This is a genomic window from Ruthenibacterium intestinale (assembly GCF_040096265.1).
Taxonomy (GTDB): domain Bacteria; phylum Bacillota; class Clostridia; order Oscillospirales; family Ruminococcaceae; genus Ruthenibacterium; species Ruthenibacterium komagatae.
Window position 1 is genome coordinate 1 of sequence record NZ_JBBMFA010000074.1, and the last position, 18,941, is coordinate 18,941.

General features: G+C 62.7%; 16 protein-coding genes. 4 read left to right on the plus strand and 12 right to left on the minus strand.

The genetic code is table 11. From position 1 onward, the window contains the following. Positions 1-64: 64 nt before the first annotated feature. The 5 genes from WMO24_RS05565 to WMO24_RS05585 all read right to left on the minus strand — a co-directional run bounded on the left by WMO24_RS05565 (position 65) and on the right by WMO24_RS05585 (position 6,789). Entirely contained in the window at positions 65-1,516 is a 1,452-nt protein-coding gene (locus tag WMO24_RS05565; RefSeq protein WP_349215330.1) for a sulfatase family protein, read from the minus strand. Between the two features lie 16 nt (positions 1,517-1,532). Beyond that, on the minus strand, positions 1,533-2,372 hold the full coding sequence (locus WMO24_RS05570) for a carbohydrate ABC transporter permease (protein ID WP_349215331.1): 840 nt from the start codon (positions 2,370-2,372) through the stop codon (positions 1,533-1,535). A gap of 14 nt (positions 2,373-2,386) precedes the next feature. Continuing rightward, positions 2,387-3,307, minus strand: coding sequence for a carbohydrate ABC transporter permease (locus tag WMO24_RS05575; protein WP_349215332.1), 921 nt, complete (start codon positions 3,305-3,307; stop codon positions 2,387-2,389). A 240-nt stretch (positions 3,308-3,547) separates the two neighbouring features. Then, on the minus strand, positions 3,548-5,050 hold the full coding sequence (locus WMO24_RS05580) for a response regulator transcription factor (RefSeq protein ID WP_349215333.1): 1,503 nt from the start codon (positions 5,048-5,050) through the stop codon (positions 3,548-3,550). 2 nt (positions 5,051-5,052) lie between these two features. Continuing rightward, positions 5,053-6,789 (minus strand): sensor histidine kinase, encoded by a 1,737-nt coding sequence (locus WMO24_RS05585; protein WP_349215334.1) that lies wholly within the window; start codon positions 6,787-6,789, stop codon positions 5,053-5,055. A 137-nt stretch (positions 6,790-6,926) separates the two neighbouring features. On the opposite strand from WMO24_RS05585, the gene WMO24_RS05590 reads away from it, so the two are divergent. The 4 genes from WMO24_RS05590 (at position 6,927) to WMO24_RS05605 (ending at position 11,373) form a co-directional block, all read left to right on the plus strand. Further along, complete coding sequence (locus tag WMO24_RS05590) at positions 6,927-7,901, plus strand: AI-2E family transporter (protein WP_349215335.1); 975 nt, start codon at positions 6,927-6,929, stop codon at positions 7,899-7,901. Positions 7,902-7,995: 94 nt separating this feature from the next. After that, the gene (locus WMO24_RS05595) at positions 7,996-8,775 is read left to right on the plus strand and encodes a TatD family hydrolase (protein ID WP_349215336.1); all 780 of its coding nucleotides are present in this window, start codon (positions 7,996-7,998) and stop codon (positions 8,773-8,775) included. A 38-nt stretch (positions 8,776-8,813) separates the two neighbouring features. Further along, positions 8,814-10,145, plus strand: coding sequence for an NCS2 family permease (locus tag WMO24_RS05600; protein WP_349215337.1), 1,332 nt, complete (start codon positions 8,814-8,816; stop codon positions 10,143-10,145). A gap of 55 nt (positions 10,146-10,200) precedes the next feature. After that, entirely contained in the window at positions 10,201-11,373 is a 1,173-nt protein-coding gene (locus WMO24_RS05605; protein ID WP_349215338.1) for a M20 metallopeptidase family protein, read from the plus strand. A gap of 49 nt (positions 11,374-11,422) precedes the next feature. Here WMO24_RS05605 and WMO24_RS05610 read toward each other — a convergent pair whose 3' ends face one another. The 7 genes from WMO24_RS05610 to WMO24_RS05640 form a co-directional block, all read right to left on the minus strand. Further along, positions 11,423-12,313 (minus strand): LysR family transcriptional regulator, encoded by an 891-nt coding sequence (locus WMO24_RS05610; RefSeq protein WP_349215339.1) that lies wholly within the window; start codon positions 12,311-12,313, stop codon positions 11,423-11,425. Between the two features lie 54 nt (positions 12,314-12,367). Beyond that, entirely contained in the window at positions 12,368-13,639 is a 1,272-nt protein-coding gene (locus WMO24_RS05615; protein WP_349215340.1) for a TRAP transporter large permease, read from the minus strand. Next, the gene (locus tag WMO24_RS05620; protein WP_349215341.1) at positions 13,633-14,172 is read right to left on the minus strand and encodes a TRAP transporter small permease; all 540 of its coding nucleotides are present in this window, start codon (positions 14,170-14,172) and stop codon (positions 13,633-13,635) included. The genes WMO24_RS05615 and WMO24_RS05620 overlap by 7 nt, the downstream gene beginning before the upstream one ends. A 3-nt stretch (positions 14,173-14,175) precedes the next feature. Next, positions 14,176-15,264, minus strand: a complete 1,089-nt coding sequence (locus WMO24_RS05625) for a TRAP transporter substrate-binding protein (protein ID WP_349215342.1) — start codon at positions 15,262-15,264, stop codon at positions 14,176-14,178. Positions 15,265-15,314: 50 nt separating this feature from the next. Next, positions 15,315-16,682 (minus strand): dihydroorotase, encoded by a 1,368-nt coding sequence (locus WMO24_RS05630; protein WP_349215343.1) that lies wholly within the window; start codon positions 16,680-16,682, stop codon positions 15,315-15,317. A 15-nt stretch (positions 16,683-16,697) separates the two neighbouring features. After that, complete coding sequence (locus WMO24_RS05635) at positions 16,698-18,227, minus strand: nitrilase-related carbon-nitrogen hydrolase (RefSeq protein WP_349215344.1); 1,530 nt, start codon at positions 18,225-18,227, stop codon at positions 16,698-16,700. A 223-nt stretch (positions 18,228-18,450) separates the two neighbouring features. Further along, on the minus strand, positions 18,451-18,939 hold the full coding sequence (locus WMO24_RS05640; RefSeq protein ID WP_349215345.1) for a dihydrofolate reductase: 489 nt from the start codon (positions 18,937-18,939) through the stop codon (positions 18,451-18,453). Between the last annotated feature and the right edge of the window lie 2 nt (positions 18,940-18,941).

Genomic DNA, 18,941 nt, shown 5'->3' on the forward strand with positions numbered 1-18,941 from the left:
CGCGCGCCCGCCCCGGCCGGGGCGGGCGCTCTTGTTGTGGAAAGAAGCGTTAAAACAGGCGAGCTCACACCTTCCAGCGGGCCTCGTGGCCCAGGGGCGCGTAATTAGGCCGTCCCTCGGCCTTCAGCCCGGCCCGGTCCAGCTGACCGTTGCCGCTGACCCGCTCCATCCGGCCGTCCATGGCCGGGTCTGCATAGCGGGCAAACCAGCGCTCCATGCGCCGGCGCAGCTGCTGAATGCGCAGCGCGCAGCGCCGGTCGTCGATCCGGTTCTCCTCCTCGCCGGGGTCCTGCTCCAGATCGTAGTACTCGTCGGGCCCGTAGGGGTAGCGCACGATCAGTTTATCCACGTAGGTGCGAATCATCCGCGCCGCGCCGTACTCGTCGAACACCACCACCGGGGCGCCCTTGTCCACAGGGTAGCTCTCCCCCTGCAAAAGCCCTGCAAAACTCTGGCCGGGCAGCTGGGGGCGCTGGGGCGCGTTCAGGTGCAGATACTCCAGCAGCGTGGGCATAAAGTCGTAGGCGCTGACCATGTTCTGCACCACTTTTCCCGCGGGAATGCGGCCCGGGTGCCACCAGATCAGGGGCACTTTCACCGAGGTGTCGTACATGTTCAGGGGGAAGGTGCCGTTGCCCTTGCCCCAAATGCCGTGGTGGCCGCAGTTGAACCCGTTGTCGGAGGTGAAGATCACCAGCGTGTTGTCCAGCACGCCCAGCTGTTCCATGCGCTGCAGCAGACGACCCACGTTCCGATCCACGCCGGTGACAGCGGCGTAGTATCCCTTCAGGGTCTCAGCGGGGTGGCGGGCGTTCTCCCGGGTGGGAGCGTCGGGTGCGTCGGAGAAGATGGCCCAGGGGTGGGGCTCCCGCACGGGGCAGTCCGCAAAGGTGCAGTCTTCGTACAGCGCGAACAGCTCGGCCGGGTGGTTGGCCCGGCTCCAGGGGCTGTGGGGCGCGGTGTAGTGCACCCCCAGGTAGAAGGGCGCGTCCTGGCCGACCATCTCCTCCAGAAATTCCAGCGCCTTGTCGGTGATGACGTCGGTGATGTAGCCCGGCTCTTCCACGGGCTTTCCGTCCCGGATCATGGGCGCGTTGTAGTAGGGGCCGCCGCCCCGCTGATGCACATACCAGCGGGTAAAGCCCTTCTGGGGCACCTGGGCCGCGCCCAGATGCCATTTTCCGCTGAGGGCGCACTGGTACCCGGCGTCGGCCAGGTCCTCGGTGTAGCCCCGCATGCCCCGCAGATACTCGATGGAACCGGACCCGCAGTTTCCCCCGCGGATCCAGTCGTGCACCCCGTGCTGAGAGGGGATGCGCCCGGTCAAAAGCGAAGCCCGGGCCGGGCTGCACACCGGCGAGGCACAGAAAAAGTTTTCAAAGCGGGCGCCCTCCCGGGCCAGGCGGTCCAGGTTGGGGGTCTGGATGTCCCGGTTGCCGCTGCTGCCCAGCGCCCAGTACCCCTGGTCATCGGTCAGTACAAACAGCACGTTGGGGCGTTCTTTATCATGATTCATAAAACACGCTCCCCCCTTATTCACCGGCCAGGCCGCCCTGGGTCAGGCCCTTGACGTAGTACTTTCGGATGGCGATGCCGAACACCACCACCGGCAAGGCGATGACGATGGACCCGGCGGCGATGACACCCCAGTTCATCCGCTCGAACACAATGAAGTTCAGAATGCCGATGGGCGCGGTCTGCACCTTCTGGCGGGTGAGCAGCAGCGCAAACAAAAATTCGTTCCAGGAGAAAATGAACGACAGGATGGCTGTGGAGGCAATGCCCGGCGTGGACAGAGGGATGGCGATCTTGAACAGGGACTGCAGCAGCGAGCAGCCGTCGATGCGGGCCGCCTCCTCCAGACTCACCGGGATATCCTCCATGAAGGCCCGCAGACTCCACACGATGATGCCCAGGTTGGAGGCAAAGTAGATGAGCGTCAGGCCCACATAGGTATCCAGCATTCCCAGCTTGTTGTACGCCAGAAAATAAGGGATGACAAACACCGCGCCGGGGCTCATGCGGGTGATGAGCAGCACATAGAAAAAGGCTTTTTTGCCCCGGAACTCGGACCGGGCAAAGATGTACGCCGAGGGGATGCCCACCAGCAGCGCCAGCACGATGGAGAAAAAGCACACCACAAAGCTGTTGAAAAAGTACTTTGTAAAATCGCCGGTGACAAACAGCTCGCTGTAATTTTCCAGCGTGGGCACAAACAGCAGATCCGGCGGCACCTGAAAGGCGTCGTTCTGGGTTTTCAGCGAGATCAGCAGCGTCCAGTAAAAGGGGAACAGCGTGGCGAACATCAGCACCGCCACAAACAAGCCCCGGGCGGCCGCGGACAGTTTTTGCCGGGTTTTGGGATGCAGCATACGGATTCCTCCTCTCAGACCGCGTCTTTTTTCTTGCGGCCGTAGAACAGAATGATCAGCACCAGCAGCACGCCGAACATCAGCATGGAAGACGCGGAGGCATAGCCGATCTTGAATTTCACAAAGCCCTCGGAATAAGCGAAGTAGGTCAGCTCCTCGGTGTTGTTGCCCGGGCCGCCCTGGGTCAGGGAGAACACCAGCGGAAAAATCTTCAGCCCCTCCACCACGCGGAACACCAGCACCATGCTCAGCACCGGGCGGATCAGCGGCAGCGTCAGATACCACAGCTCCTGCAAAAAGCCCGCGCCGTCGATGCGGGCCGCCTCAAAGGGGGACACGGGAAGCGAATCCAGCGCTGCGATCACAAACAGCACCACAAAGGGCATCCACTCCCACACGGACACCAGCACGATCACCCACCGGGCGGACACCGGGTCCGTCAGCCAGGCGGGGGCGTCCTGGATGCCCAGCCCGTACAGCAGCGCGTGCACACCGCCGTACTTGGGGATCAGCAGAATGCGCCAGATCAGGCCCGCAATCACCGGCGGGATCACCATGGGCATGACGATCAGCGCCTGCACCAGCCCGCGCAAATGCTTCATGCGCTGGATGGCCAGGGCCGCGGCCACGCCCAGCACCATCTGGATCAGCACGCCGAAGGTGACCATGAACAGGGTGTTTTTCACGGCGTTGCGAAAGCCCTTGTCCGTGAACAGGTTGATGTAATTCTCCAATCCGGTAAACCGGAACTGAGAGCTGGTCATCTTGTAGTTGGTGAAGGACAGGCCGAACAGGCTGGCCATGGGCAGCAACACCAGGATCAGCAGCGATAAAAACAGCGGCAGCAAAAACGCGATCTGCAGGTTGCGCCGCTCCGACTGCAGGGTGACACCTTTTTTGGGCCGTGCCGCCTGGGCCCGCCGTCCGATTTTCATGGCAAAGCTCCTTTCTGTGCGCCTGCGGGCGCATCGGTTCTCTTCCTCCTTATTATAAAAAAAAGCGCCGGGCGCTTGTATTTCAAACTTCACCAGAAATATGAATATCTTCCTATTCCGGCGCCGGAATAGCGCAAAGTTATGAGAAAACCCTAAAATCTTACGATTGCGGGTCATTGAGCCCTGCAAAAAAAGGCCGCCGCCCCGTGCGAAAGCACGGGGCGGCGGCCCGGGACCCGCTCAGCGGTTGAGCTTGCGGAACCGGTTGGGCGTGACGCCCGTCATGTCTTTGAACACCTTGATAAAATAGCTGGGGGACTCATACCCCACGTCCTCAGCGATCAGGTGGATGCTCTTGCCGGTGGTGGTCAGCATCCGCTTTGCATGCTCGATGCGCACGTCGGTCAGATACGAGCTGACCGACTTGCCCGTGCGCTCCTTGAACACGTTGCAGAAGTAGTTGGGGCTGAAGCCCGCCACCTCGGAGATGGTGTGCAAGGTCAGCTCGTTCATGTAATTCTGCTCGATGTAGGCCAGCACCCGCTGCATGCTCTCCTCGCCGGCGCTGCGCTGCACCAGGTCCCGGCACTGGCAGATCAGCCGGCACAGCCACTCGGTCAGATCGTCCAAAAACAAAATGGAACCGATCTCCGCGATGGGGTTGGTGTCCTGCAGCTGGGGTGCGCTCTCGCAGCACACCTGGGCGTGATGGATCACCGCTTCCGCCACGGCGTTGAACAGGCGGCGCAGCCGGTCAATGTCCTCCACCGAGTACCGGTCGCTGCCGGAGCGCACCCCGTCGATCAGCCCCTTCAGCCGGTTCCATTCGCCGGCCTTCACAAACTGATACGCCTGCTGGGTGGCGGTTTGAAAATCCATGCCCGGCTCCCGGCTGTCCTCTTCGTACACGCACACGCAGCCCGGCCCGCGAAAAAACCGCAGGCGGGCCGCCTCGCAGGCGTGGGAAAAGGCCAGCCTCACCTCTTCGGCGCTGCGGGCGGGGCCGTCCATGCCCAGGGAGAAGGGCGCGCCGTCTCCGCCGGTGCACGTTTGCAGGCGGGCGGCCAGCTCCGCGCACTGGGCGCCGCCCTCGTCCGCCACCAGGGCGGCCACCACCCGGTCGCTGATGACGTACATGCCGGCCCGCAGGCCCAGCCCCGACAAAATCGCCTCCGCCTCCCGGGCCCAGCCCTGGCCGGCGGGCCGGCCCGGGGCGTCCTGGCAGAACACCAGACACCACACCCGGCCGGCCCGGCGCTGCATCTCCCGGTCCAGCGCGGCGTCGGTCTCGGGCCAGCCGCCGCTGATGATCTGGCCGATCTGCACGGTGCCGAACCCCCAGAAGCGCGCCGCGGGCCGGTCGCCACCGGCCAGGCGCGCGCCCACCCGGCGGGTCACCTCCAGCAGCTCCTCCTCGGTGATCTCCCCTTTCAGCAGATACTCCGCCGCCCCGAAGGACAGCCCCTTCTGCGCCAGAGAAAAATCCGCGTAATTGGACAGAATGATCACCTGGGTGCGCAAATCCCACTCCCGCAGGCCCTGGATGAAGGTCATGCCGTCCATGTCCGGCATAATCATATCCGTGATGACGATGTCCGCGCCCTCCCGGCGGCAGAACTCCAGCGCCTCGCGGCCGTTGGCCGCAAAGCCTGCCACGGTGAACTCCCGGTCGTGGCTCTCAAACACCAGCCGCAGCCACTTGCGCACGATCACGTCGTCGTCCACCAGCAAAATGCGAAGCATGCTCATCCCTCCTCCACAGGTATGGTGAACCACACCCGGCAGCCGGTGCCGGGCAGGTTTTCGGTGTGCAGCTGACTGTCCGGCCCGTAGTACAGGCGCAGACGCTCGTTTACATTGTGCAGCCCGATGCTGGCGCTGCTGCGCTGGGCGTTGACCCGCGCCGCGCGCACATCAAACCCCGGCGGAAACCCGGCGCCGCTGTCCTGCACCTGCACGCGCAGGCGCCCGTCCTCCCGGCGCACCTGGATGGCGATGCGCCCGTGCAGCGCCCCGTTTTTCAGCCCGTGAAACAGACTGTTCTCCACCAGCGGCTGGATCAGCAGCCGGGGGATGGCGCAGGGCATCGCCCCGGGGTCCACGCTGCACTTCACTTCGAAATTGTCATACCGGTGCTTCTGGATGGACAGATAGTTGCGCAGGTACTCCATCTCCTCCTCCACCGTCAGCATCTCCCGCTTGGGGTCCAGATTGATCTTCAGCAGCTTGATGAGGCTGATGAGCACCTGGCTGGCGCTCTGGTTCTGGCCCATGTCGATGAGAAAGCGCACCACCGTCAGGGTGTTATACAGGAAATGGGGGTTGATCTGGGCGCGCAGGGCTTCCAGCTCATAGTTTTTCTTGGCGTTCTGCTCCTGCACCAGATTTTCAAACAGGCGTTTCATCTCCCCCAGCATCAGCAGGTAACCCCGGTTCAGATAACCGATCTCGTCGTCCCGCGCCACGTCCAGCTGCGGAGGCGTGAAATCCAGGCTCTCCAGACTGCGCATGCTCTCCACCAGCGTGAGAATGGGCCGGGACAGCGCCCGGTACAACGACCACACAAACAGCCCCGCCAGCACCAGCACCAGCACGAACAGCACGGGCATGGCGCCCAGCACCTGCTGTAAGAACATGAAAAACGTGGGCAGGCGGATGGTCTGTACCACATACCAGGGTGTCGCCTCGTCCAGCAGGTACACCACCAGTGTGCTGCTGGCCAGCGACGTGTAGTACCCCTCCTCACCGCTGACCAGGTCCATGTCCAGCACCTGCATCTGCTCCGGGTCCCGGCGCAGGTCCTCGGCCAGCACCAGCGTGCCATCCGGCCCGGCCAGAGAAATCTGCGTGGTGTCGGTGGCGTACAGGCTGAGATTGCCCGAGATGCTGCGCTTCATCACGCTGACCACCGCCATGCCCACGGGTTGGTTGGAATGGGTGTTCTTGATGAGCCGCAGCGCAAACAGCAGATGGGACGCACCGGGCGAGATCTCGCGCCCGTCCACCCACAGAATGCGCCCGCCGGCCTGCTCCACCCGGGGGCCCCACTCGTCCGCAAAGGACCCGGCCAGAAAGCTGTGGGCAATGGTGGCGCTGTTGGCGTAGATGTACCGGTTTCCCTGTAAATCGAACAGGTCGATCTGATACATGAAATAGGGGTTGGGCGCGATCTGGCCGGAATAATATCGCTGCATCCGGGCCTGATTGTTTCCCTGCGGCCCGGTCAGGATCTCCTGGATCTCCGTCTCCAAATACATGTTGTCCGTCAGCAGGGTCACGTTTTCCAGCTGGGTGTTCAGGTCCGCCCGCACATAGGCGGTGCTCTGCAGCGCGGAATCGGCCAGGCCGTTCACATAGTACCGGAAATACACATAAAACGTGCCGAAAGACACCAGGAGCATCAGAAAGAACACTCCCAAAAACAGCCAGATCAGAATTTTGCGGTAAAAATGTGTTTTGTAAGGTGCCGTTTTCTCCTTCACGCTCTCACCCCGTCCGCGTTCTTTTATTTATAATTTATACCATTCCACCCCGAAACACAAGCGCGGAAACCCGCGCCCCGGCATGGCATTTTCTCGTTGCTTCCTGTATAATAAAAAGGAACTGAAAGGAGACCGCTGTGAGCAAGGAAAACAAATGGCAGGTGACCGGGCGTGTGGCCTCCAATCTGATCGTGGTATTTGCCGGCGTGGCCTTCTACATGGCTCTGTCCAACTTCGACGCCCTGCGCGCCCAGCTGCGCGCCTGGCTGGGCATTCTCTCGCCCTTTGTGTGGGGCCTGGTCATCGCCTACCTGCTGGACGCGCCCGTCCGCTTTTTTGAAAGCAAGCTGGGCGGCCGGCGCAAACTGAGCATCCTCATCTCCTACGTGCTGGCCTTCCTGGTGGTGGGCTTTCTGCTGCGCATGGTGCTGCCCCAGATCGGCAACGGGTTCATCAGCGCCGTCACCGCCCTGATCTCGTCGGTGTACATGCTCATGGGCAAGGACCGGCTGCTGCGCCAGCTGCGCAAGGCCGTGCTGGCGTTGCTGCCGCTGCCCCGGGCCCGCAGCGTGCTGGAGGTGTGCTCCCGCGCCAACCGGGTGTTCGGCGGGTTCATCATCGGCAAAATCATCGACAGCAGCATCATCGGGGTGCTGTGCTTTGTGTGCATGACCCTGCTGCGCCTGCCCTTTGCGGTGCTCATCAGCGTGATCGTGGGCGTCACCAACATCATCCCCTTTTTCGGCCCCTTCATCGGCGCGGTGCCCAGCATTCTGATCCTGCTGATCGTGGACCCCATCGCCGCGCTGAAATTCGCGGTGCTCGTGCTGCTGCAGCAGTTTGACGGCAACATTCTGGGCCCCAAAATCCTGGGCGATTCCACGGGCCTTTCGGCGCTGTGGGTGCTGGTGGCCATCATCGTCAGCGGCGGGCTGTTCGGCTTCGCGGGCATGGTGGTGGGCGTGCCGGTGTTCGCGGTGCTGTACGCGCTGGCCAGCAGCTTTTTCGCCCGCCGCCTGTGGGAAAAGGCATCGACGAAGAGGGCAATCCCCTGCCTCCGGCCAACGCTTCCTGAGCCGTTTTTTTCCGGTTTTTTTGTCAAACCCCGTTGATTTTTGGCGTTCGCTCTGGTATTCTAATGAAGTAAAGTATCCGAGGCCGCATCCTTGACCGATGCGCCTCTTTTCTTTTTGGGAGGGAAGGAACATGCAGTATCCGCTCAGCGACGTACATACCCATTACGACGAAACCGTGTTCGACGCGGACCGCACCGCCGTTTTGAACGCCATGCGGGACAGCGGCGTGCAGCTGATCGTGAATTCCGGTTCCAGCGTGCCGTCGTCCCGGCGGTCGGTGGAGCTGGCCCGTGACTTTGACTTCATGCGCGCCTCGGTGGGGGTGTTCCCACTGGAGGCCTACACCGTGCCGGAGGGCTGGCTGGAGCAGATCGAAGCCCTGGCCCGGGACCCGAAGGTGGTGGCCATCGGCGAGATCGGGCTGGACTATTTTCTGCCGGACGCGGACCGGGAGGCGCAAAAGCGGGTGTTTGAACCCCAGCTGGAGCTGGCCGCGCGGCTGGGCCTGCCCGTGGTCATCCACGACCGGGACGCCGACGAGGACATGCTGGACATGCTGCGCCGCCACCCGGTGCCGGGCATGATCCACCGCTTTTTCAGCCAGGCGCAGTACGGCTTTGCCTTCCTGGACATGGGCCTGAGCCTGGGCATCGGCCCGGCCATCACCTATCCCAACGCGGGGCACCTGGTGGAAGTGGTGCGCGCCATGCCCCTGGACCGGCTGCTGCTGGAGACGGACTGCCCGTTTCTGCCCACCTGCTCCCATGAGGGGCAGCGCGCCACGTCGGACATGCTGGCCGAAGTGGCCGAGACCATTGCCCGGGTGCGGGGCGACGTCAGCGCCGCCGAAGTGGCGTCCATCGCGCTGGCCAACGCCAAACGCCTGTTCCATCTGGACGAATCCCTCTGATTCAGAGGATTCAGATAAAAAGAGGAGGAATCTCATCCATGAAAAATCTGCTTGAGCGCCGGTTCCGCATTCAGGAGCGCGGCTCGTCCATCAGCACCGAGCTGATCGGCGGCGCCACCACCTTTGCGACCATGGCGTACATCCTGGCCTACATGACCTCGGCCATGTCCGCCGCGCCCGGCATCAACCTGACGGGCGTTCTGCTGTGCACCTGCCTGCTGACGGCGGTTTCCACCATCGCCATGGGCCTGATCGCCAACGTGCCCATCGTGCTGGCGCCGGTTCTGGTCATCCCCAACCTGGTGGCCGCCATGATCGCCGAAGGCACCGACTACGGCGTGGCTTTCGGCACTGTGGCCATCTCCGGCATCGTCTTTTTGCTGATCTCGGTGTTCAAACTGCGGGAGCTGTTTGCGGAGAGCCTGCCCAAGAACATCAAAATCGGCATCGGCGGCGCCGTCGGCCTGCTGATCGCCCGCATCGGCCTGAACTCCTGCGGCCTGGTCACCCCGGAAGTCAGCGGCTTTGCGGACTTCAGCCAGCCCAGCGTGCAGCTCAGCGTCATCGGCCTGGTTCTGGCTTTGTTCCTGAGCTATGTGGAATTTGACTATCACGGCCGCCGTGTGAAAATCAAGGGTGCGCTGCTGATCTCCATCGTGCTGACCACCATCATCGGCATTTTCATGGGCGTGGTCACCCTGCCCGAAAGCATCTTCACCTCCGGCGCCATCAGCTCCATCGGCGACATGGCCTTCAAGGTGGACATTCTGGGCGCGCTGCGTCTGGAGTACCTGCCCTTCATCATCATGCTGCTGATCAACGACTTCTTCGGCACCCTGGGCACGGGCTTCGCCATGGCCAACAAGGCCAACCTGCTGGATGAGGACGGCAACTTCCCCGCCTTCGGCAAGGTGTTCCTGGTGGACGCTTCCTCCACCATCGCCGGCTCTCTGTTCGGCATCACCACCATCAGCTGCTTTGCCGAGTCCGCCGCCGGCGTGGAGTCCGGCAGCCGCACGGGCCTGTCCAACCTGAGCACCGCCTTCTTCTTCCTGCTGTGCATGCTGTTTGCCCCCCTGTTCCTGATCATCCCGGGCGCGGCCACCGGCTCCGCTCTGGTGGTGGTGGGCATCTCCATGCTGGAGACCCTGCGCGGCATCGACTTTGAGCCCGTGGAGTTTTTGCCCGTGGCCGTGATGCTGCTGGTCACCGCCTACATGTTCGACTACGTGGGCGGCATCGCGCTGGGCATGTTCACCTATCTGGTCATCAGCGTGCTGCGCGCCATTCTGCGCAAAAACGCATCCTACCTGCCCAAGTGGCCGGCCTGGGTGCTGGGCGTTCTGATGGTCCTGTATTTCGTATTCTGATGCATTCCCATGGCCGCCCCGGCGGGGCGGCCTTTTTTTGCAAGGAGGTTTTGTTATGAGCGAGCTTCACAATCGGGTCCTGGCGGCCAAAGACCGGCTGATCGAGGACCGGCGCTGGCTGCACCGGCACGCCGAGCTCTCCTGGAAGGAGACCGAGACCGCCGCTTATCTGGAGAACGCGCTGGCCGGGATCGGCGGGCTGACCCTGTCCCGCCCCACGCCCACCAGCGTGATGGCCGTGCTGCGCACCGGCCGGCCCGGCCGCACCGTGGCCATCCGGGCGGACATTGACGCGCTGCCCATCCACGAGGAAAACGAGCTGGAATACCGCTCCATCCATCCCGGCGCCATGCACGCCTGCGGGCACGACGGCCACGCGGCCATTCTGCTGAACGCGGTGCGCCTTGTGTGTCAGGACGCGGCCCGCCTGGGCGGCGAGGTGCGCTTTATTTTCCAGCACGCCGAGGAAACGCCCCCGGGCGGCGCGGTGGAAGTCATCGCCGCGGGCGTGCTGGAGGGCGTGGACGAAGTGTACGGCCTGCACCTGACCAGCATTCTGCCCACGGGCCATTTCGGCGTGTGCCCGGGGGTGCTCACCTCCAGCACCGACCGCTTTGACGTGACCGTGCAGGGCAAGGGCGGCCATTCCTCCATGCCCCAGGAGTGCGTGGACCCGGTGGTGACCGGGGCCGAGCTCATCAGCGCGCTGCAGACGGTGGTGTCCCGCTCGCTGGCGCCGTCGGACGCGGCGGTGCTGTCCGTGTGCCGGGTGCGCGCGGGCGAAGCCTACAACGTCATTCCCAACACCTTCGAAGTGACCGGCTCGGTGCGCACCTACGACGAGGGCGTGCGCGCCAAAGTGGAGCAGCGCATCCGCACCCTGGCCCAGGGCATCGCGGCCGCCCACGGGGCCTCGGCGCAGGTGGCCTATTCCCGGGGATACGACTCCATCGTCAACGACCCGGAGCTGACCCGGATGGGCCGGGCCCTGATCGCGGACACCTTCGGAGAGGCGTACGTGGCGGACCTGTCGCCCATCGCCCCGGGGGACGACTTCTGCTATTACAGCCAGAAGTGCCCGGGCTTCTTTGTGGAGCTGGGCGCGGCCAACCCGGCCGTGGGCAGCGACGCGCCCCATCACAACCCCCGCTACCGGCTGGACGAAGAGGCGCTGGCGTACGGCCTGGAGTATACGGTGGCTCTGCTGGAGAGCCGTCTGGCCCTGTAAAAACAACAGCCCGGACACGCTTTGAAAGCGTGCCCGGGCTTTTTTGCGCTTATTGCTGCGTTCCCGCGTTTTCCTGAATGTACTTCATAAAGGCCTGGGTCGCAAAGGACTGATACTGGCCCTTTTTGGTGACCATCACCACATCCCAGGCGCTGGACGAATGGTCCAGCTGGATCTGGACCACGCCCGGCTCGGGGTACATGGCCAGAATGCGCCGGGGCAGCACGGAAATGCCCATGTTCAGCTTCACCAGCTGCACGGCAAAATCCCACTGGGTCACCTGCAGCAGCGTGCGCGGCTCAAACCCCGCCTCGCGGCAGCCGGCCACCACGTTGCTGGTGAGCATGTACTCGTCGCCCAAGAAGATGAACTTCTCGCTCTCCAGCTCCTGATAGCGCACGCTGGTCCGGCCGGCCAGCGGGTGGTTGGGCGGCACGATCAGCACGTTTTTGTCCGACACCACGTCGATCACGTCAAACGCGTCCGCCATCACCGGGCGAATGGTCAGACCCAGGTCCAGCTTGCCCCGGTACGCACGCTCCTGAATGTTTTTGGCGCCGTGCTGGTCGATGGCCAGCTCCACGCCGGGGTATTTCTGCAAAAACCCGTCAATCAGCCCCGGAAACACACAGGTGCCGATGATGGGCGGGATGCCGATGCGGATCACCCCGGTCTGCAGCGTGGTCAGGTCCCGGATCTCGTTGTACAGCGCGTCGTACTGCTCGATCAAAAGCTGCGCCTTCTGGTACAGCCGTTTGCCGTAGTCCGTCACCTGTACTTTTTTGCCCACCAGGCAGAACAGCTCCACACCCAGCTTTTCCTCCAGGTTTTTCATGGATTTGCTCAGCGTCGGCTGGGACACATACAGCCGCTTGGACGCCTCGGAAAAGCTCTGCACGTCCGCGATCGCCATGAAATACTTCAGTTGCTTGATATCCATACGGCCACCATCCGTTTTCTTTTATCGTAACCCAAACGGCGGCCAAAAGTCAATTTACGGCATCTGATTTGGCAGCCACAGGCTGATCTGCGGGAACAGGTTCACCAGAACCAGCACGCCCAGCATCATAACGATGTAGGGCCACAGCGGTTTGACCACCTTTTCAAAGGGCTGCTTGAAGGTGCCCACGGACACGAAGATGTTCAGGCCGAAGGGCGGCGTCAGCATGCCGATGGCGCAGCACAGCACCACGATCATGCCCAGGTGCAGCATGTCCAGGCCGACGACCTGTGCCATGGGCAGCACCAGCGGGGTCAGCACGATGACGATGGAGTTGGGGTCCATGAACATGCCCGCCACCAGGAACAGGGCGTTGATGATGAGCAGGACCACATAGGGCGAGGTGCCGCTGGTCAGCGCCACGATGCTCTGGGGCACCTGGGCGGCCGTCAGAATCCAGGACAGCAGGCTTCCCGCGCCGATGAGGATGAAGATCATGGCCACCATGCGGCCGGACGTCACGCCGATCTCAAACACTTCCTTGAAGGTGATGGACCGGTAAATGAACAGCTCCACGATCAAAACATAGGCCACCGCCACAGCCGCGGCCTCGGTGGGGGTCATCACGCCGGCGTAGATGCCCAGCAGGATGATGAGGGGCAGACCCAGCGCCCAGATGGCCTTTTTGGTGGCATCCAGCACCTCGCGGAAGGTGGCGGGTTTCTGCCGGGGAATTTTGTTTTTGATGGCGTCCACGCACACATACAGGCTGAACACAATGGCAACCACCACGCCCACGGACAAGCCGGACATGAACAGCTTGCCCACGGACGCGCCCGAGGACACGCCGTACAAGATCATGGCGATGCCCGGGGGAATCAGCATGGCCAGGGTGCTGGATGCGGTGATGCAGCCGATGGCCTTGTAGGAGTCATACCCGTGGTCGCACAGCGCCGGGTACAAAATCATGCCGATGGCCACAATGGCGGCCGGGCCGGCGCCATCTCCGGCGCCGAAGATGGTGCAGGTCACAACGGTGGTGATGGCCAGGCCGCCGGGCAGATGGCCCACCAGACGGTTGGCGAAGTTCACCAGTTTGTGGCCGATGTCGCCCTTGGACATAATGTCCGCCGCGTACATGAAAAACGGGATGGACAGCAGGGAGAACGTGTCAATGCCGCCCACGATGCGCTGGATGGCAAGGCCCATGTCCATGCCGGGGAAACTCATGGGCAGCGCCACCAGGCAGGCCACCACCATGGACATGAAGATGGGCACGCCCAGCACCAGCAGCACAAAGAACAGAACGCCGCAAATGGCTAACATGCCGCTTCCTCCTCTCCTGTTTCCTGAGCAGCCTTTTTCTTCAAAAGGCTGCCCAGTTTGCGCAGATACACATAACTCATCAAAAAGAATCCGATGCAGGTGGACAGATAGATCACCCAGATGGGAATGGCGATGGCGATGCTGGTGTTGCCGCCCTCAAACTGCGTGATGGTGAACTGAATGCTGATGACCGTCATGTACACGGACAGCGCCAGGCTGATCAGGCACACCACCAGCTGCTGCACCTGTTTGGCCTTGCCCTTGAGCATGTTGGGCAGCAGGTCCACGCACACATGGCCGTCGTACCGGGCGCAGGAGCTGATGCCGAAGAAGGTCACCCACACGATGATGTAGCGGGACAGCTCTTCCGACCACGCAAAGGAGTGGTCAAAGAAGTACCGGGCCACCACGTTGGCGAACACGATGACGGAGATCAGCAGCAGGCCGATGCTCATGATGCAGTTCTCCACCTTTTCCGTGACGGAATCGATCTTGCCGAAAATGCCTTGCGGCGCTTGCTCTTTCTCTTTCATGGCTTATACCTCTCCGGTGATCTCCTTGCGCGCTGCCACGATGTCGTCGTAGATTTTTTCGCCCTCAGCGCCCTGGCTGGAACGTGCGAACTCCTGCACCGGCACCAGCGCTTCGCGCCAGGCGGCCTTCTGCTCGTCGGTCAGCTCGTGGATCTGGGTCTTGCCGGTGTCCAGAATCAGCTGGGTGTCTTTTTCGATCAGGGCCAGGGTCTCGTCCAGGCATACGCGGGCGCCCTGTTTCACGCCTTCGTTGATGGCTTCCTGCACGTTGGCGGGCAGGCCGTCGTACCAGGCTTTGTTGAACATGACCACCTGGTCCAGGCCGGAGTGGTTGGTGATGGTGATGTCGGTCTGCACTTCGTGGAACTTCATGTCATAAATGGTGTCGATGGGGTTCTCCTGGCCGTCGATGGCCTTGTTCTGCAGTGCGCCGTAGGTCTCGCCGAAGTCCATGGTGATGCCGGTGGCACCCAGCACTTCCGCCTGTTTGAACAGAATGGGAGAGTTCATGACGCGGATCTTCAGGCCGTTCATCTCAGAGGGGTCCAGCAGGGGTTTGTTGGCGGACCACTGTTTGTAGCCGGTCTGCCACAGGCCCAGGGTCAGAATGCCCTTTTCCTGGGTGGTGTCCAGCAGCGCCTTGATGGCGTCGGACTGATACAGCTCAAACAGCTGTTCGGGGTCTTCCGGCAGCAGATAGGGGGTGTCCAGCAGAGTCAGCATGGGCACGGTGCCGCCCAGATACGAGGTGGGAACCACCACGCACTCGATGGTGCCGAACTGCGCGCCTTCCACCTGGTCGCGCTGGCCGCCCAGCTGCGACGAGGGATAGATCTGGCACTCCACCTGGCCGTCGGTCATTTCTTCCACCACTTCGGCCAGCTTCTGGCAGGCCAGGTCGCGGGCACTGCCCGGCGAGGACACGTGGCTGATCTTCATGACGATCTTATCGCCGGTGTTCTCGGCGGCCGTGGACGCCGTGGACGCCGTCTCACCGGTGGATGCCGTGGATGCGGCGCCGCCGCCGCAGGCAGTCAGCAGGGACAGGGCCGTTACCAGTGCGGCCACAACGGACAACAAACGCTTTTTCATCACAATACTTCCTCCTTATTATGTATGTATGCCAAACAGCTTCTTTCCACTTATTTCAGGCAGGACCGAATGCGCCGCACAAACCGGCCGTATCCGGGTTTGCCCACAAAGCGGCCGTCCTCGGCCACCAGGGTGCCGCGCACGAACACTTTTTCCGGCACGCCTTTCAGCACACGCCCGTTGAAGGGGGACCAGCCGCACTTGGACACAATGTCCTCGTTGCGCACCTGTTTTTCCCGCTGCAGGTCCACAATGACCAGGTCCGCGTCGGCGCCGGGGTTCAAATGGCCTTTGCGGGGGTACAGGCCGTACACTTTGGCCGGGTTTTCACACATGCATTCCACCACCCGGTTGATGGTGGTTTTGCCCTTGGCCGCGCCGTCCAGCATCAGCCGCAGCGAGGTCTCCACGCCGGGAATGCCGTTGGGTGCGTCCCAAATGTTTTTCTCGCCGGGCTCCTTCTGCTCTTTGGGGTACGGGCAGTGGTCGGAGCCGATGGTGGTCACCAGGCCCAAATCAAACAGCTTCCACAGCTGCGCCTGTTTTTCGGCGGTGTTCATGGGCGGGGTAAACTTGGCCCAGGGGCCCAGCTGCTCCAGATCTTCCACCGTCAGGTTGAAATAGTGGGGGCAGCTCTCGGCGTAGATCTCGTAGCCCTCTTCCCGCGCGGCCCGGATCTGCTCCAGCAGTTCCGGCTGGCTGACGTGGGCGATCACTGTGCGGCAGCGGGTGGCCTTTGCCACCGAGATCACCGTCTGCACCGCCACGTATTCCGCCAGTTTGGAGCGCCACTCGTACTGGGAGTGATAATCCGTGCGGCCCGCGGCCCGCAGCGTCTCTTCGTTGTACTGGCAGATGCCGTCGTCCTCGCAGTGGATCAGCACCGTGCCGCCCAGGCGGGCCACCTCGGTCATGCTGCGCATCAGGAAGGCCGAGTGCATGGCCTTCACGCCGTGCAGATTGCAGGTGAAGGTCTTAAAGCCGGTGATGCCCTCGTTCCACATGGCTTCCAGCTCTTCCACGTTGTCGGGCGAGATGCCGCCCTTCAGGCCGAAGTCCACGCAGGATTTCTGGTTCAGATAATCGATTTTCTCCAGCAGCGGTCCCACCGAATAGACCGCGGGGGTGGTGCGGTGATGGTCCACCACTGTGGTGATGCCGCCCACCGCCGCCGCCATGGTGCCGGTGGTGAAGTCCTCCCGCTCGGTAAAGCCGGGGTCCATCATGTGGGTGTGGCCGTCCACGCAGCCGGGCATCACGTACTTGCCCTGCGCGTCCACCACCTGGTCCGCCTCGGCTCCGCTGTCCGGGGCCAGCAGCGCCAGCACCTTTCCTTCACGGATGAGAATGTCCGCCGGGGTACAGTTTTTGGAACTGACCACCACTGCATTTTGAATCAACAGATCTCCTCGTTCCATCTTTTCAACTCCTTTTCACTCTGTCATTGATTTGTAAAAATCCGGGATTCTTCCGTCCAGAATGTGCGTTCCCGGAACCACCGTCTTGCATTTGCTCAAAGCCAGGTTCACCATGCCCGCGCCGATCTGCTCGGCGGTGAAAAACGTGGTGAACAGCTGTGCTCCGTCGGGCGAAACCGCGTAGCTGCGTCCCTTCTCACCGGCGGGGCCGCTGCGCAGCACAAACATCTTGTTTTCGGCCGCCCGGGTCTGCGCCAGCGCAAAGTCCGGGGTGCCGCCCTGGGCGTCAAACCACAGAACCAGGTCCGCGCCCTCCAGCATGGCCACCCGGGCCAGCTCGGGCACCGCCATCTCGCCGTCAAAGACCGCCGCCGCCCGGCATCCGGGCCACAGTTCCACCGTGCGGATGGGTGAATCCGCACCGGGCAGGTGGGTGGGCATCAGCCGGTCCGCTTCGCCGGTGTGCCGCAGCACATGGGCGCCCCGTTCCGGTCCCTGGCCCCAGTCCGCCACGGCCGCGTCCCCTTCCCCCAGCGCCGCGCACAGCGCCGCGGTGTCTTCCGGGCTCAGCGCAAACCCGCGGGCCGCGGGCAGCACCATCAGCCGGGCGTCCATCATGCGGCACAGCTCCAGCGCGCCGCAGGCTTTTTCCACATATTCCCGGGGCGTGTCCGCCTCAAAGCGGACCAGCGCCGCGAACAGTTCCGCGTCCGCAGGGTCCCGGGGCAGCTGCGGGCGGGGCGTGTGCCCATTGCACAGCGCGCCGTACAGCTCCGGCCGCCGTCCCTGCAACGGCAGGGGCTCGGCCGGCTCCACATCCCACACCAGGATCTCCTCTTTGTCGGGCGAGCACTGCGCCACGATCTCGCCTTCGGCCGAAGCGATGAAGCTGCGGCCCAGGCAGCACACGGCGCCGCTCTCCAACCCGGCCTTGTCACACACGGCAATGGGCACACCGTTTTCCCAGGCGCGGATGGGCAGGATAAACTGATACTGCTGGTTGGACAGCTGCGCCGGCGCCGCGGCCGAAGCCACCAGGTTCACCGTGTCCAAAATCATCTGGGCGCCTTGCAGCCGCAGCATGCGGGCAATTTCGGGAATGCGTCCGTCCGCACAGATCATCACGCCCATGCGGCCGTAAGGTGTGTCGAACAAGAAGGACGTGCGCCCTGCGGTGAACCACTTTCCGTCAAAGTGCCACAGGTTGGACTTGGCCGCCCGGCCCAGCTGCGTGCCGTCGGGCCCCAGCGCCACCGCGCCGTTTTCCAGCGTGCCGTCTTCCCCGGGCAGCGCCGCGCCCATCACCACGTACACGCCGCGGCGGCGGGCCAGCTGGCCCAGCTCTTCCAGCAGCGAGGGCAGCCGCTGCAAAAACCGGCGCTCCGGGTCCCGGCCGATCATGTAGGCCGGGTAGGCGCATTCCGGCAGCAGCACCAGCTGCGCCCCCTGTTCACAGGCCTGCTCTGTCAGCCGAAGAATCCGCTGCGCGGTCTCCTCATACGCTTCCATGGGCGCGGCCATCATCTGTACCAGTCCCAGTTTCACGCGATCCCCTGCTTTCTATGTAAAATAGTTATTGGTTTTCCGTGTTTCCTGTAGTTATAATAGCATACGGAAATACTTGTTGGCAATATAAACAAAACAAATAAACCATTCATATTAATTATTGTTTAAATTACTTTTTGGTATAAAGAAACAGGAGGCCAAAAGCCTCCTGTTCTCTTCCCACAAAAAACCCGGCAGCGGTTCCGCTGCCGGGTCCTCCTGTTTATTTGCGCACATAGGTGCAGAAACGATACCGCAGGCCCTCGTGCTCTTTTTCCTCGCTCTGGCTGTCCAGCACCCAGTCCTCCCGCCGGTCCAGGTCGGGGAAGAAGCTGTCGGCCTCGGCCTCGGCGTCCACCCGGGTCACATAGGCCTTGTCACAGTCGTCCAGCAGCAGGCGGTAGATCTGGGCGCCGCCCATGACCATCACCTGGTCGCCGGGCACATCCGCCACAGCGGCGCGCACCTCGTCGGGGGTATGGCACACCAGGGCGCCCTCCACCTGCAGGTCCGCGTCCCGGGTCAGCACAATGTTGCGCCGGTTCTTCAGGGGCCTGCCCCCGGGCAGGCTGGCCAGGGTCTTGCGGCCCATCACCACGGTTTTTCCCTGGGTGCTGGTGCGGAAAAACTTCATGTCCTCGGGGATGGAAAACAGCAGATCGCCGTTTTTTCCAATGCCCCAGTTTTTGCTCACGGCTACGATCAGTTCCATGG